The organism is Mesorhizobium sp. M7D.F.Ca.US.004.01.2.1 (assembly GCF_003997785.1).
Taxonomy (GTDB): domain Bacteria; phylum Pseudomonadota; class Alphaproteobacteria; order Rhizobiales; family Rhizobiaceae; genus Mesorhizobium; species Mesorhizobium loti.
In genome coordinates this window covers 1-13209 of sequence record NZ_RZRQ01000163.1, presented here as the reverse complement: position 1 = coordinate 13209, position 13209 = coordinate 1, and the positions used below count along the sequence as shown (strand labels likewise).

The window sequence follows — 13209 nt, the reverse complement described above, 5'->3', positions numbered from 1 at the left end:
CCGCGAACCCGACGAAGTCATTTCGCCGGGCACCTACGACCAGAAGCACATTGCCCGCATCGGCCATATCTATGATTGCATCGCCTATGGCCCTGGCATTCTCGACCTTGCCCACCGGCCGGACGAATGGGTCGGGATATCGGACATGGTGGAATCGGCCAAGGTGATGGCGATCGGGCTCAACGTGCTGCTGCGCGGCACAGCCACGGGATAAGGCGCGCATCGCGACAAGCTTCGACCTGTCGATGAGGCCGCCAGGACAAAAACATTCCCGGCCACGCCAACGGGCAGAACGAAACGCAATTTACTCCGTGGCAAAATCACGCTTCTATCGCCCGGGTTTGAGCACCTGTCTGAAACGCATGGGGAGTTGCACGATGAGATTGTGGAAAACCATCCTGGCCGCTGCAGCGCTGTCACTGGCCGCCGGCACCTCCGTGTTTGCCGCGCGAACCGACCTGGTCATCGGCATTCCGCTCGACCCCCCACATCTCGACCCAACCGCCGGTGCCGCCGCGGCGATCGACGAGGTTCTCTACGCCAATGTGTTCGAGGGGCTGACACGCATCGGGCCGAATGGCGAGGTGCTGCCGGACCTGGCCGAAAGCTGGACCATTTCCGATGACGGCAAGGTCTATACTTTCAAGCTGCACACCGGCGTGAAATTCCACGACGGTACCGACTTCGATGCCAGCGACGTGAAATTCTCGCTGGACCGCGCCCGCGCCGACAATTCGGTCAATGCGCAAAAGGGCCTTTTCGCGGCCATCGACGCAGTCGACGTGGTCGACCCCGCAACGGTCAAGGTTACGCTGAAAAACCCGCAGGGCTCCTTCCTTTACAATATGGGCTGGGGCGACGCGGTGATCGTCGCGCCTGAATCGGCCGAGACCAACAAGGAAAAGCCTGTTGGCACCGGCCCGTTCAAATTCCAGAGCTGGGCCAAGGGATCGTCGATCACGCTGGTCAAATCGGACACTTACTGGGGTACGCCGGCGTCCCTCGACAAGGCCGAATTCCGCATCGTGCCCGATGCCGCGGCCTATGTGCCGGCGCTGCTTTCCGGGGACATCCAAGCCTTCCCCTTCTTCGATCCCGACAGTCTCGCGCAGGTCAAGGACGACCCGCGCTTCAAAGTGGTGGTCGGCTCGACCGAAGGCGAAACCATCCTGTCGATCAACAACAAGAAGCCGCCCTTCGACAAGCTGCAGGTGAGACAGGCGATCTCCTACGCACTCGACCGCAAGGCGATCATCGACGGCGCTTCGGCCGGCCTTGGCCAACCGATCGGCTCGCATATGTCACCGGCCAACAAGGACTATGTCGATCTCACCGGCCGCTATCCGCATGATGTCGCCAAGGCCAAGGAATTGCTGAAAGAAGCAGGGCTGGAGAAAGGCTTCAAGGCGACGCTGAAACTGCCGCCGCCCGGCTATGCCAGGCTGGGCGGCGAAATCATCGCCTCGCAACTTCGGGACGTCGGCATCGATCTGGAAATCATTCCGGTCGAATGGGCACAGTGGCTGGATCAGGTGTTCACCAAGAAGGATTACGACCTGACCATCGTCTCCCACACCGAACCCAACGACATCGATATCTATTCGCGCAAGGATTATTACTTCAACTACGACAACCCGGCCTTCGACAAGTTGATTGCCGATCTCGGCGTCACCTCCGACGAAGCCAAGCGCAAGGAATTGCTGGGGCAGGCGCAGAAGATCCTGGCCGACGACGCCGTGGTCGGCTTCCTCTACGAATTACCGAAGGTCGGCGTCTGGGACGCCAAGCTGCAGGGGCTCTGGGAAAACGCTCCGATCCAGGCCAATGACCTGACCAAGGTGAAGTGGAGCGAGTGAGGCTGTTGGACAACAGGCGAAACCTGCATTCCGTCGCACTGGGCAAAACAGCGGTCCCCCACCTTCCATGACCGCCTACCTCCTCAAGCGCCTCGCCATTGCGCTCGCCACGCTGTTGCTGGCTTCGATGGTGGTGTTCGCCGTCCTGGAGATCCTGCCCGGCGACCCGGCGCGGCTGATGCTGGGCATGAACGCCAGTGCCGACCAGGTCGAGCTGCTGCGCAACCAGATGGGCCTCAACGCGCCACTTGGCCTGCGCTATCTGCACTGGGCCGGCGGCCTGCTCAGCCTCGATTTCGGCCGCTCCTACACCTATTCGGTGCCGGTCATCGACCTGGTGCGCGAACGGCTTGCCGTCTCGCTGCCGCTGGCGCTGATTGCGCTTGCGCTCTCCACCATCATCGCGATTCCCGTCGGCCTGTTTTCCGCCAGCCGGCGTGGGCGGGCCGGTGATACGATTTCCATGGGCGCCGCACAGCTCGGCGTCGCCGTGCCCAATTTCTGGTTCGCGCTGATGCTGATCTATGTCTTCGCCGTCTGGCTGCGGCTGGTCCCTGCCGGCGGCTTTCCCGGCTGGAGTGCCGGCATCTGGCCAGCCTTGAAATCGTTGCTGCTGCCGGCAGTGGCGCTTGCCTTGCCGCAAGCCGCGATCCTGGCGCGCGTCACCCGCTCGGCGCTGATCGAGGTCCTGAACGAAGACTATATCCGCACCGCCCGCGCCAAAGGCCTACCCTATCGCGCCGTGCTGTGGCGGCATGCACTGCGCAACGCCATGATTCCGGTGCTGACCATCCTGGGCCTGCAGTTCGCCTTCCTGCTTGCCGGCACCATCATCATCGAGAATGTGTTTTATCTGCCCGGCCTCGGCCGGCTGGTGTTCCAGGCGATCACCCAGCGCGACCTGATCGTCGTCGAAAGCGTGGTCATGCTGCTGGTCGCCGCCGTCATTGCCGTCAACCTCCTCGTCGACTTGTCCTACGCGCTCGTCGATCCGCGCCTGAGAAGCCGGCAATGACGCTGTACATCGACATCCCTGAGGAGACGTTCGGCAGCATCCTGGCCAAGGCCTTCAGGAACACCGCCTTCGTTACCGGTTTCGTCATCACCTTGCTGATCCTGGCCATGGCGATCGTCTCCTATGCCTGGGCGCCCTACGACGTCACGAAACTGGTGATATCGGACAAGACGCAGGCGCCCTCGCTGGCGCACTGGTTCGGCACCGATCATTTCGGCCGCGACATCCTGTCGATGGTCATGGTCGGCGCCCGCAACTCGATTGCCGTGGCGCTCGTCGCGGTCGGCATCGGCATGGGGGTCGGCGTGCCGCTCGGCGCCTTTGCCGCGGCACGCGGCGGTCTCGTCGACGAGGCGCTGATGCGACTGAACGATCTCGTCTTCGCCTTCCCTGCTCTGCTGTCGGCGATCATGATCACCGCCATCTTCGGGCCAGGCGCCATCAACGCCATCATCGCCATCGGCATCTTCAACATCCCGGTCTTTGCACGTGTCGCCCGCGCCGGCTCGCTGGCGATCTGGCCGCGCGAGTTCATTCTGGCCGCGCGCGCCGCCGGCAAGAGCAGCACGCAGATATCCATCGAACATGTGCTGCCCAACATCGCCACCCTGCTTCTGGTGCAAGGCACCATCCAGTTCGCGCTGGGCATCCTGGCCGAGGCCGGGCTTTCCTATCTGGGCCTCGGCGCCCAGCCGCCAATGCCGAGTTGGGGCCGCATGCTGTTCGACGCGCAGACCCGCATGGTGGTGGCGCCGTGGATGGCGATCTTTCCCGGCATGGCGATCGTTCTCACCGTGCTCGGGCTGAACCTCCTGGGCGACGGCATCGCCGACATCCTCGATCCGAAATCGCGGCGGCAGCGATGAGTTTGCTCGACATCGAGAACCTATCGTTGACCATCGGCGACACGCCGATCCTCAAGGGCATGGAGCTTTCCGTCGCGTCCGGTGAGGTGATGGGGCTGGTCGGCGAATCTGGCTCCGGCAAGTCGATGACCGCGCTGACGGTGATGCAGCTCCTGCCCCATGCCGCGCGCGCCACCGGACGCGTTGCTTTCGACGGCATCGACATCCTCGCGGCAACCGAAGACCAGATGTGCGCGCTGCGCGGCGACGACATCGGCATGGTGTTCCAGGAGCCGATGACGGCGCTCAATCCGGTCAAGACCATCGGCGAACAGGTTGCCGAAGGCATACGCTGGCACACCAAGGCCAGCCGCGCCGAGGCCGAAGATCGGGCGCGAAAAATGCTCGACCGCGTCGGCCTGCCCGAAGCGAAATTCCCGATGTCGCGCTATCCGCACGAACTGTCGGGTGGCCAGCGCCAGCGCGTCGTCATCGCCATCGCTTGCGCGCTGAAGCCGAAGCTGCTGATCGCCGACGAACCGACGACGGCGCTCGATGTGGTGCTGCAGGCACAGATCCTCGACCTCCTGCGCGACCTCGTCGCCGAAGGCCGCATGGGCCTGCTCCTGATCTCGCACGACCTCGCCGTGGTGACCGAGATGGCCGACCGCATCACCATCCTGCGCCGCGGCGAGGTGATGGAGGCCGGAGACACGGCACGCACGCTGTCCGAACAGCTCCACCCCTACACGCGCCAACTGGCCCAGGCCTCGATGCACGTGCCGGCGCGCGCTAGGCCGCACGGCATCGAGACGGGCCGACCTTTGCTTCAGGTCGAGGGCGTGACCCGCGACTATCCCGGCCGGCGTACCTCGCTGTTCAAGCGCGCGCCTGGTATCCGCGCTGTCGACGACGTCTCGCTGTCGATGGCCCCGGGTCAATCGGTGGCGCTGGTCGGCCGCTCCGGCTGCGGCAAGTCAACGCTCGCCCGCATGATCCTGGCGCTGGATCGGCCGACATCGGGCACGATCTCGTTTCGTGGCGAGACTATCACTGGCGAGAGCGAAGCCGAGCTGAAGCCGGCGCGACGCGACATGCAGGTCGTTTTTCAAGATCCCTACGGATCCTTCGACCCGCGCCAGAAGGTAGAAAAACTGGTCGCCGAACCCCTGCATGTGCTGGAGAAAAAGCCGACGCGCGCCGAGCGCCGCGAGATGGTGGCGCATGCCCTGCACGAAGTCGGCCTCGGCATCAGCGACATGGACAAATACCCGCACGAATTTTCCGGCGGCCAGCGTCAGCGCCTGTCGATCGCCCGCGCCATCATCACCCGCCCCAAACTGGTCGTCGCCGACGAGCCGGTCTCGGCGCTCGACGTCTCGATCCGCGCCCAGATCCTCGATTTGTTCGCGGAGCTCAACCAGAAGCTCGGCATCGCCTATCTCTTCATCACCCACGACCTGACCGTCGCCCGCGCCATAACGGACGAGGTGCTGGTCATGCATGACGGTAAGATCGTCGAGCGCGGCAAGACAAACGAGGTGCTCGACCACCCGCAGTCAGAGGCGGCCAAGGCGCTTGTCACCGCCGCCCCTGATCTGCACCGGGCAATCGCTCGGCGAATGCAGGAGCAAGGTTAACCTCTCAGATCATCTGGAATTTTCCGGTGGCCTTGAACCGGAGATAGGCCTCGATGCTGCGCGCCATGTTGGGCAGCAGTTCGGGCAGGCTGTCAGGCGCGAACCAGCCGACGGCACTGCTCTCGTCGTCAGTAACGGTCGCCTCGCCTTCAAAGGAGCGCGTGTAGAACATCAAAGCGAAGAACTGGGCACGATCGCCATTCGGAAACTGGAAGGTTTCATAGCGCGGGTCGCAGCCGAACCCGAATGGTTCAACGTTGCTGACGATCAACCCGGTTTCCTCGAGTATCTCCCGGATCACCACCGCTTCCAGGCCCTCGCCTTCCTCGGCATTGCCGCCAGGCAGGCCCCACAGGCCAAAATCGGTCCGTTTCTGCAAGAGGATGCGGCCGTCGGCACATTCGATGACGATGCGAGCGCCCGGCATCAGCACGAGCCGATCCCCGATCAATGCCCGCAATTGCCCCAGATAGCTGTCGGCAAAGCCCATTAGACGCTCCTTCGACGTCCGACCGTTGCTCAGGCCTCAGCCTTCCGGCTTCACCACATCGACCGGGCTGATGTCGAGCAGGTCGAGCGTTCGGCGCAGCAGCCGCACTTCGCTTTCGGCCAATTGTGAATCCGCCTTGGCGATGTCAGCCATATGCTGGGCCAATTGCTTGCGCCGTTCGATGTCGAGATCGCGGAACAGCGCGATGGCCTGCGAGCCGTTGGTCTCGTAGCCGAACTCGTTGAGATATTCGATGACGCTGTCGATGCTGCTTTCCTGAATGCCGAAGGCGTCCTTGCAGATGCGCCGGAAGGCAACCATCTCGCTCTCGCTGACCGACCCATCGGCCAGGATCATGCGAAACAGCATCAGCAGTTCCGCCGACAGGACCGGATCGTCCGCCACCTTGCGCACGCCCGGGTCGCCGTCGAAGATCTGACGTATCTGGTCCAGCAATGCGAATGCCATCAGGAGCCTCTTTTCGGGTTAACTACACGCACACACAAATCCAAGCGCGATGCGCTTGGATAGAGGTAGCGCGGAATCGATCTTGCGCAAACAGGGCGGTCGTGGTCGAACGCCCGATATCTCAGCCGGCCGGACCCCTCCATACATCAGATGATCGACCTTAGCATCCAGACCGTCGCCATGCTCGCTTTCGCCGCCTTTGCCGCGGGCTTTGTCGATTCGATCGCCGGCGGCGGCGGGCTGATCACCGTGCCGGCGCTGCTGCTTGCCGGCTTCACGCCGGTCCAGGCACTCGCCACCAACAAACTGCAAGGCATGTTCGGCTCGGGCTCGGCGACCATCCACTATGCGTCGAAGGGTCATGTCGACCTGCGCCGGCAATTGCCGTCGGCGCTTTTGGCCCTTGTCGGAAGCGCCATGGGCGCCTTGCTGGCAACGATCGTGCCGGGTGACATTCTGCGGGCCGCCCTGCCCATCGTGCTGATCGCCATCGCACTCTACTTCGCGTTCAAGCCCAACATGAATGATGTGGATCGCGCCGAGCGCCTGTCGCCGTTCCTGTTCGGACTGACCCTGGTGCCTGCCATCGGCTTCTACGACGGCCTGTTCGGACCAGGCGCCGGCTCCTTCTACATGCTGGCCTTCGTGGCGCTTGCCGGCTACGGCGTGCTCAAGGCGACGGCGCATACCAAGCTGCTCAACTTCGCCTCCAACATCGGCGGCTTCATCGTCTTCGCGGCCTTCGGCGTCGTCTATTGGAAGATCGGCCTGATGATGGGCGTTGCCCAGTTCCTCGGCGCTCGCGTCGGCGCCAGCCTGGCCATGCGCATCGGCGCAAAACTGATCAAGCCGCTGCTTGTGATCGTGTGCCTGGCGCTGGCGGTGAAGCTGCTGGCCGACCCGGCGAACCCACTGCGGGCCCTGATTGGTGTGTGATCACGCGCCCTGATAGAATGCCGGTGTTCGAATCATGTTGGAGGAGCCACACATGAATCTTAGCGCACCTACCCAGATTGTTTTTATTATCTCCGTTGTTGTCGCCATCATCGGCGTTCTCGCCGCGCTTGGCGTTCTTGCGTTCATTCCACTCGCATCGGTGTGGATTGTTCTTATTGCTTTCATCGTGCTTGCCGGCGGCTGCCTGATGCGCGGCGCCTGACCATTTCCCTTGAAGTGGGGACGAGGAGCGCCCGGCCAAAAGCCGGGCGCTTTTGATTCCGGCCCCGGGTCTGCTAGATTTGCCTTGGCGCAAGGATGGCCGATGCCAGTCGAGATGCAACTCCAGCAAGAGCAGGACCGATCCGTCGCCGGGCGGTTCGAGATGCGCCGGCGCCTGCCCAATCCTCGACTTGCGGGGATCGTCTCAGATATTTGCGGCTATCGCGAAATGGCGGCCGGCCATCTTCGCAACGTCGAATACGCGTCGCTCACCGTACCCCTGGTCATCAGCTTCGCCGAACCCTTCGCCATCGGCCTCGGCAAGGCGCCCGGCGACAATGACCGCTTCGCCAGTTTCGCCGCCGGCCTCTATGCCGGACCGGTGGTGATCGAATCCTTCGGCGGCGCCTGCTGCGTCCAGGTCAACTTCACGCCGCTTGGCGCACGCCGTTTCTTCCGCCTGCCGATGAGCGAACTGGCCGACAGCATGGTCGTCCTCGACGACGTGCTGGGCGCGCAAGGCTTGGCGCTGCGTGAACGGCTTGGCAACGCGCCGGACTGGACGACGCGTTTCGACATGGTCGAAGCCTTCGTCACCGCCCGTCTCGAGAATGCCCCAGAAACGCCGCTCGAAATCGCCTGGGCCTATGACCGCATCATCACATCCGGCGGCCGGACCCGCATTGCATCGATCGCCGAAAGGCTGGGCTGGAGCCGCAAACATCTCGCCGGCAGTTTTTCCAACGCCATCGGCATTGGCCCCAAGACGCTGTCGCGCATCGTCCGCTTCAACCGCGCGCTCGGCCTGTCGAGGCAGCAAACCGTCGACTGGGCTGGCATCGCCGCCGATTGTGGCTATGCCGACCAGGCGCATCTGGTGCGCGAGTTCCGCGACCTTGCCGGCGAGACGCCGACCGCGCTCTCAGTCAGGTAACATTTCTTCAAGACGCTGGAACAGCCTTCGAACAGAGTGATGCATGTCGCCCAAAAGTGCGCAGCGGTTTTGGGACAACGACATGCACAAACAGGGTTCATCGACCAACCCGACTGAAGGAGTTCCCATGCCCACCACCACTGAAGCGCCCCGCCTCTACCCGGCTTTGCGCTACAAGAACGCGGCAAAAATGATCGACTGGCTGGGCGAGGCTTTCGGCTTCAGCGTTCGCGCCCGGTATGGCGAAGGCGATGTCGTGCACCATGCCGAACTGGTCTTCGGCTCCTCGATGATCATGCTGGGCGCGGTGCGCGACGACGACTACGGCAAGATGGTCGGCGAACCCGGCTCAGGCGGCGGCAAGTCGATCTACATTGCCGTCGATGATGCCGATGCCGCCTATGCCAAGGCCAGGAAGGCCGGCGCCACGATCATCCAGGAATTGACGAACCGCGACTATGGCAGCCGCGAATTCATCTGCCGCGACCCGGAAGGCAACGTCTGGTCGTTTGGCACCTACTGGCCGAAGGCGGGCGAAAGGGCCTGAGCCAGCCTGCGTCGCGAATTACCGAGCCAGCGCAAAGATCGCGTCACAGTCGAGATGGGTCTCCAACTCGGCTGCGACCTCGTCCAGCGCCCGCTCGACCTCGGCCCGGTAGTCGATGCCACCGCCCTTGATGCCGAGGCTTTCGAGGAATCTCCCGCGAAAGCCGTCGGCGCCAAACAGGCCATGCATATAGGTGCCGATCACCTTGCCATCGGCCGACACAGCACCGTCATCGATACCGTTGATGACGGCGGAAGGCCGCAGCGTATCCGGCCCGGTGGTGCGGCCGAGATGGATTTCGTAGCCTTCGAGCGGCAGGTCGAACGGCACCGAGTGGGCACTGACATTGCGCACCGTCTTTTCCGGTTCCATCACCGTTTCGATGTCGAGCAGGCCAAGCCCTTCGGCCTCGGTGACGCTGCCTTCGATGCCGTCGGGGTCGCGCACGATACGGCCGAGCATCTGGAAGCCGCCGCAAATGCCGACGACATGGCCGCCGCGCGTGCGATGGGCAAGAAGGTCGCGGTCCCAACCGTTCTCGCGGAATTTCAGGAGATCGCCGATCGTCGACTTCGAGCCTGGAATGACCACCAGCCCGGCATCGGCGGGCAGCGACTTTCCCGGCGGCACGAACACCACCTCGACCTGCGGTTCGGCCTTGAGCGGGTCGAGATCGTCGAAATTGGCGATACGGCCAAGCACCGGCACGGCCACCTTCAATGCGCGCGCTTCGCCGGACGCCAGCCGTTCCAGCACCACCGAATCTTCCGAAGGAAGGCGTGCCGCCGCCTTCAGCCACGGAACGACGCCAAAACAGCGCCAGCCCGTGAATTTCTCGATCGACCTGATGCCGTCGTCGAACAGGGAAACGTCGCCGCGAAACTTGTTGATGAGGTAGCCGACGATCATGCGCCGGTCTTCTTCCGGCAAGATCAGATGCGTTCCGGCAACTGAGGCGATGACGCCGCCGCGATCGATGTCGCCGACCAGCACCACAGGCACATCGGCGCGCGTGGCAAAGCCCATATTGGCGATGTCGCGGCTGCGCAGGTTGATCTCGGCCGGCGAGCCGGCGCCCTCGACGATGACCAGATCGGCGCCCTCGCCGACCTTGCCCCAGGAGTCCAGAACGGCATCCATCAGCCGGCCCTTCATCGCCTGGTAGTCGCGCGCCCGCGCTTCGCCGAACACCTTGCCCTGCACGATGACCTGCGCGCCGACATCGGTCTGCGGCTTCAGCAGCACCGGGTTCATGTGGACCGAGGGTGCCACGCCGCAAGCGATCGCCTGCAGCCATTGCGCGCGGCCGATCTCGCCGCCACCAGCATTGTCGCCCGGAATATTGGCGACGGCGGCGTTGTTCGACATGTTCTGCGGCTTGAACGGCCGCACCTTCAGTCCACGCTTCCTGGCTGCGCGGCAGAGGCCGGCGACCAGCACCGTCTTGCCGACATCCGAACCCGTGCCTTGCAGCATGATCGCTTTGGCCATCAGCCCCTGCCCTGCGCCACGGTTCCGGTGATGTCGGATTTCTGCGCAAGCGGCCCGCCGCGCCAGATGTAGAGCGCCAGCAATGGGTCTTTGCCGGTGCGCATGGCGTGATTGACGTTGGACGCATGGTGGACAACCTCACCGGCCGTGCGCATGCAAAAGCCGCTCTCGCCCATGCGCCATTCGGTGCCGCCAGTCAGCGGAATGTAGATTTCCTCGGCAACGTGATGATGGTCGGGATAGACGATATCGGGCCCAAGGATCAGCAGGCCCGCGGCCACCTCGTCATTGGCGAAGTGGCCTCGCGTGCCGAACACCTCCAGCCAGCCGTAATTGTCGATGAACTCTTTTCCGAAATCCGCCTCGCCATAGGTCTGCCCCCAACGGAAATCATTCCGACGCTCGGCAAGCAGTTGCACCAGCGGCTTGGCATCCCGCGGCGCCAGCTCGGCGGAGCGATCGAGATGACGCAGGCAGGCAAGCGGACGTGGCTCCAGCGTGCGGGCCGGCATCTCCCAGCCGATCCGGGCCACGGCATCGCGCACCAGGGGGTGATCGACGGACGCAAGGTATGCGTGGAACTGTCCCAGCAGGTCATCGAATTTTGTCGTCACATTGTACTCCGGACATGCATTGGTGCACAGCCGCTCCGCGAAGGGTCGGGTTGCGCGGCGGCATCATTGGTCTAGATTGGTGCGCGCGCAAAGCCAAAAACGACAGGCCAACAGGTCGAAGATATTAGGGAGCACGCCATGGACGCCGCGGTCGATGCGAGCACCAGCCAGTTCGAACTCAACGAGGAGCAGCACGCCATCCAGGAGATGGCGCAGGCCTTCGCCGCCGACCGCGTCGCGCCGAACGCACTCGACTGGGACCGCAACAAGCATTTCCCGGCCGATGTGATCCGCGAGACCGGGCCGCTCGGCCTTGGCGGCATCTATATCAGGGACGACGTCGGCGGCTCGGCACTTGGCCGGCTCGACGCCGTGCTGATCTTCGAGGCGTTGTCGCATGCCGATCCGGCCTTTTCGTCGTTCATCTCGATCCACAACATGGTGGCCTCGATGATCGACCGTTTCGGCAATGACGAACAGCGCCAGCGCTTCCTGCCGAAGCTCGCTTCGATGGAATGGCTGGCGAGCTACTGCCTGACCGAGCCCGGCTCCGGTTCCGATGCCGCGGCGCTGAAAACGCGTGCGGTGAAGAGCGGCGGCGACTATGTTCTCAACGGCACCAAGCAGTTCATCTCAGGTGCCGGCGACAGCGATGTCTACGCCGTCATGGTGCGCACAGGCGCCGAGGGGCCGAAAGGCATTTCCACCATCGTCGTGCCGAAAGACGCACCAGGCCTCTCCTTCGGCGCCAACGAGCACAAGATGGGCTGGCACATGCAGTCGACTCGCCAGGTCATTTTCGAGGACTGCAAGGTGCCGGCGGAGAACCTTTTGTCGGGCGAAGGCGCTGGTTTCGGCATTGCCATGGCCGGGCTCGACGGCGGCCGGCTGAACATCGCCGCCTGTTCGCTGGGCGGCGCGCAATCGGCGCTCGACAAGGCGCTTTCCTACACCGCCGAGCGCAAGGCCTTCGGCTCGAAGATCAACCAGTTCCAGGCGCTGCAGTTCAGGCTGGCCGACATGGAGACCGAGCTGCAGGCGGCGCGCATCTTCCTCTATGCCGCCGCCTCCAAGCTCGACCGCAAGGCGCCGGATGCCGGCAAATGGTCGGCGATGGCCAAGCGCTTCGTCACCGATACCGGCTTCACCGTCGCCAACGATGCGCTGCAACTGCTCGGCGGCTACGGCTACCTGCACGACTACGGCATCGAGAAGCTGGTGCGGGACCTGCGGGTGCACCAGATCCTCGAAGGCACCAACGAGATCATGCGCGTCATCATCGCACGCGCGCTAATTGGCCGTTGAGATCACCAAAGTTCGGAGAGAGACAATGACGACGATCGCCTTCATCGGCCTCGGTAACATGGGCAATCCGATGGCCGCCAATCTGGTCAAGGCGGGGCATGCGGTGAACGGCTTCGACCTCGTGCCGGAGAACCTCACCGTCGCCAAAGAACATGGCGTGACGATCATGGCGAATGCACCTGCCGCGGTGAAGGATGCCGACGTGGTGATCACCATGCTGCCGGCCGGCAAGCATGTGCTGTCGGTCTACGAGGACATCGCGCCCAAGGTGAAAAAGGGCGCGCTGTTCGTCGATTCCTCGACCATCGATGTCGAATCGGCGCGCAAGGCGCATGCTATTGCCGCCAAACACGGCCTGCTGTCCATCGATGCGCCCGTCTCGGGCGGCACCGGCGGTGCCGCGGCCGGCACGCTGACCTTCATGGCCGGAGGCTCCGACGATGCCTTCGCCGTTGCCGAGCCGGTCCTGAAACCGATGGCCGGCCGCATCGTGCATTGCGGCGGCGACGGCGCCGGACAGGCGGCAAAGATCTGCAACAACATGATCCTCGGCATTTCGATGATCGGCGTCGCCGAAGCCTTCGTGCTGGCGGAAAAGCTCGGTCTGTCAAACCAGGCGCTGTTCGACGTCGCCTCGACCTCGTCGGGCCAATGCTGGTCCTTGACCACCTATTGCCCGGTGCCCGGCCCGGTGCCGACTTCGCCCGCAAACAGGGACTACAACCCAGGATTTGCAGCGGCACTAATGCTGAAAGACCTGAGATTGTCCCAGGAAGCCGCGCAAAGTGCCGGTGCTGTGACGCCACTTGGCGCCGAGGCAGCCCAGCTCTATGCCTTGTTCAACGC

The 13209-nt window shown here is 63.6% G+C and carries 14 protein-coding genes and 1 pseudogene; 11 read left to right on the top strand and 4 right to left on the bottom strand.

Annotated elements, in window-relative coordinates:
• From EN993_RS21055 to EN993_RS21035, 5 genes and pseudogenes are all read left to right on the top strand, one after another.
• A pseudogene (locus EN993_RS21055) lies at nt 1-214 on the top strand (succinyl-diaminopimelate desuccinylase); the annotation flags it as partial.
• Between the two features lie 163 nt (nt 215-377).
• Nucleotides 378-1856 (top strand): ABC transporter substrate-binding protein, encoded by a 1479-nt coding sequence (locus tag EN993_RS21050; RefSeq protein ID WP_127264711.1) that lies wholly within the window; start codon nt 378-380, stop codon nt 1854-1856.
• Nucleotides 1857-1923: 67 nt separating this feature from the next.
• Complete coding sequence (locus EN993_RS21045) at nt 1924-2871, top strand: ABC transporter permease (RefSeq protein WP_127264710.1); 948 nt, start codon at nt 1924-1926, stop codon at nt 2869-2871.
• Nucleotides 2868-3737, top strand: coding sequence for an ABC transporter permease (locus EN993_RS21040; protein WP_127264709.1), 870 nt, complete (start codon nt 2868-2870; stop codon nt 3735-3737). The genes EN993_RS21045 and EN993_RS21040 overlap by 4 nt, the downstream gene beginning before the upstream one ends.
• Nucleotides 3734-5356 (top strand): dipeptide ABC transporter ATP-binding protein, encoded by a 1623-nt coding sequence (locus tag EN993_RS21035; protein WP_127264708.1) that lies wholly within the window; start codon nt 3734-3736, stop codon nt 5354-5356. Before EN993_RS21040 ends, EN993_RS21035 begins: the two co-directional genes overlap by 4 nt.
• Nucleotides 5357-5360: 4 nt before the next feature.
• On the opposite strand, the gene EN993_RS21030 is transcribed toward EN993_RS21035, so the two are convergent.
• A complete protein-coding gene (locus tag EN993_RS21030) occupies nt 5361-5846 on the bottom strand; it encodes an NUDIX domain-containing protein (protein WP_127264707.1) in 486 nt (161 codons plus the stop codon).
• 36 nt (nt 5847-5882) lie between these two features.
• On the bottom strand, nt 5883-6314 hold the full coding sequence (locus EN993_RS21025; protein ID WP_127264706.1) for a TerB family tellurite resistance protein: 432 nt from the start codon (nt 6312-6314) through the stop codon (nt 5883-5885).
• A gap of 150 nt (nt 6315-6464) precedes the next feature.
• Here EN993_RS21025 and EN993_RS21020 point away from each other — a divergent pair, with 150 nt between their 5' ends.
• The 4 genes from EN993_RS21020 to EN993_RS21005 all read left to right on the top strand — a co-directional run bounded on the left by EN993_RS21020 (nt 6465) and on the right by EN993_RS21005 (nt 8953).
• The gene (locus EN993_RS21020) at nt 6465-7250 is read left to right on the top strand and encodes a TSUP family transporter (RefSeq protein WP_127264705.1); all 786 of its coding nucleotides are present in this window, start codon (nt 6465-6467) and stop codon (nt 7248-7250) included.
• 52 nt (nt 7251-7302) lie between these two features.
• Complete coding sequence (locus tag EN993_RS21015; protein ID WP_127264704.1) at nt 7303-7473, top strand: hypothetical protein; 171 nt, start codon at nt 7303-7305, stop codon at nt 7471-7473.
• Nucleotides 7474-7575: 102 nt separating this feature from the next.
• Nucleotides 7576-8406, top strand: coding sequence for an AraC family transcriptional regulator (locus EN993_RS21010; RefSeq protein WP_127264703.1), 831 nt, complete (start codon nt 7576-7578; stop codon nt 8404-8406).
• 127 nt (nt 8407-8533) lie between these two features.
• Complete coding sequence (locus EN993_RS21005) at nt 8534-8953, top strand: VOC family protein (protein ID WP_127264702.1); 420 nt, start codon at nt 8534-8536, stop codon at nt 8951-8953.
• Between the two features lie 18 nt (nt 8954-8971).
• Here EN993_RS21005 and EN993_RS21000 read toward each other — a convergent pair whose 3' ends face one another.
• On the bottom strand, nt 8972-10444 hold the full coding sequence (locus tag EN993_RS21000; protein ID WP_127264701.1) for a cobyric acid synthase: 1473 nt from the start codon (nt 10442-10444) through the stop codon (nt 8972-8974).
• Nucleotides 10444-11058 carry a dimethylsulfonioproprionate lyase family protein gene (locus EN993_RS20995; protein ID WP_126068811.1) on the bottom strand — a complete coding sequence of 205 codons (615 nt, stop codon included), beginning with the start codon at nt 11056-11058 and terminating at the stop codon, nt 10444-10446. The genes EN993_RS21000 and EN993_RS20995 overlap by 1 nt, the downstream gene beginning before the upstream one ends.
• Nucleotides 11059-11196: 138 nt before the next feature.
• On the opposite strand from EN993_RS20995, the gene EN993_RS20990 reads away from it, so the two are divergent.
• Both EN993_RS20990 and mmsB read left to right on the top strand, forming a co-directional pair.
• Nucleotides 11197-12363 (top strand): isobutyryl-CoA dehydrogenase, encoded by a 1167-nt coding sequence (locus EN993_RS20990; RefSeq protein ID WP_127264700.1) that lies wholly within the window; start codon nt 11197-11199, stop codon nt 12361-12363.
• A 25-nt stretch (nt 12364-12388) separates the two neighbouring features.
• Nucleotides 12389-13209 (top strand): 3-hydroxyisobutyrate dehydrogenase (mmsB, locus tag EN993_RS20985; RefSeq protein ID WP_127264699.1); only part of this gene is annotated, 821 nt, incomplete at its 3' end.

What these genes read in the sequence shown, in the direction of transcription:
- EN993_RS21050 (WP_127264711.1), top strand. Translation starts at nt 378, where the DNA reads ATGAGATTGTGGAAAACCATCCTGGCCGCTGCAGCGCTGTCACTGGCC.
- EN993_RS21045 (WP_127264710.1), top strand. Translation starts at nt 1,924, where the DNA reads ATGACCGCCTACCTCCTCAAGCGCCTCGCCATTGCGCTCGCCACGCTG.
- EN993_RS21040 (WP_127264709.1), top strand. Translation starts at nt 2,868, where the DNA reads ATGACGCTGTACATCGACATCCCTGAGGAGACGTTCGGCAGCATCCTG.
- EN993_RS21035 (WP_127264708.1), top strand. Translation starts at nt 3,734, where the DNA reads ATGAGTTTGCTCGACATCGAGAACCTATCGTTGACCATCGGCGACACG.
- EN993_RS21030 (WP_127264707.1), bottom strand. Translation starts at nt 5,846, where the DNA reads ATGGGCTTTGCCGACAGCTATCTGGGGCAATTGCGGGCATTGATCGGG.
- EN993_RS21025 (WP_127264706.1), bottom strand. Translation starts at nt 6,314, where the DNA reads ATGGCATTCGCATTGCTGGACCAGATACGTCAGATCTTCGACGGCGAC.
- EN993_RS21020 (WP_127264705.1), top strand. Translation starts at nt 6,465, where the DNA reads ATGATCGACCTTAGCATCCAGACCGTCGCCATGCTCGCTTTCGCCGCC.
- EN993_RS21015 (WP_127264704.1), top strand. Translation starts at nt 7,303, where the DNA reads ATGAATCTTAGCGCACCTACCCAGATTGTTTTTATTATCTCCGTTGTT.
- EN993_RS21010 (WP_127264703.1), top strand. Translation starts at nt 7,576, where the DNA reads ATGCCAGTCGAGATGCAACTCCAGCAAGAGCAGGACCGATCCGTCGCC.
- EN993_RS21005 (WP_127264702.1), top strand. Translation starts at nt 8,534, where the DNA reads ATGCCCACCACCACTGAAGCGCCCCGCCTCTACCCGGCTTTGCGCTAC.
- EN993_RS21000 (WP_127264701.1), bottom strand. Translation starts at nt 10,444, where the DNA reads ATGGCCAAAGCGATCATGCTGCAAGGCACGGGTTCGGATGTCGGCAAG.
- EN993_RS20990 (WP_127264700.1), top strand. Translation starts at nt 11,197, where the DNA reads ATGGACGCCGCGGTCGATGCGAGCACCAGCCAGTTCGAACTCAACGAG.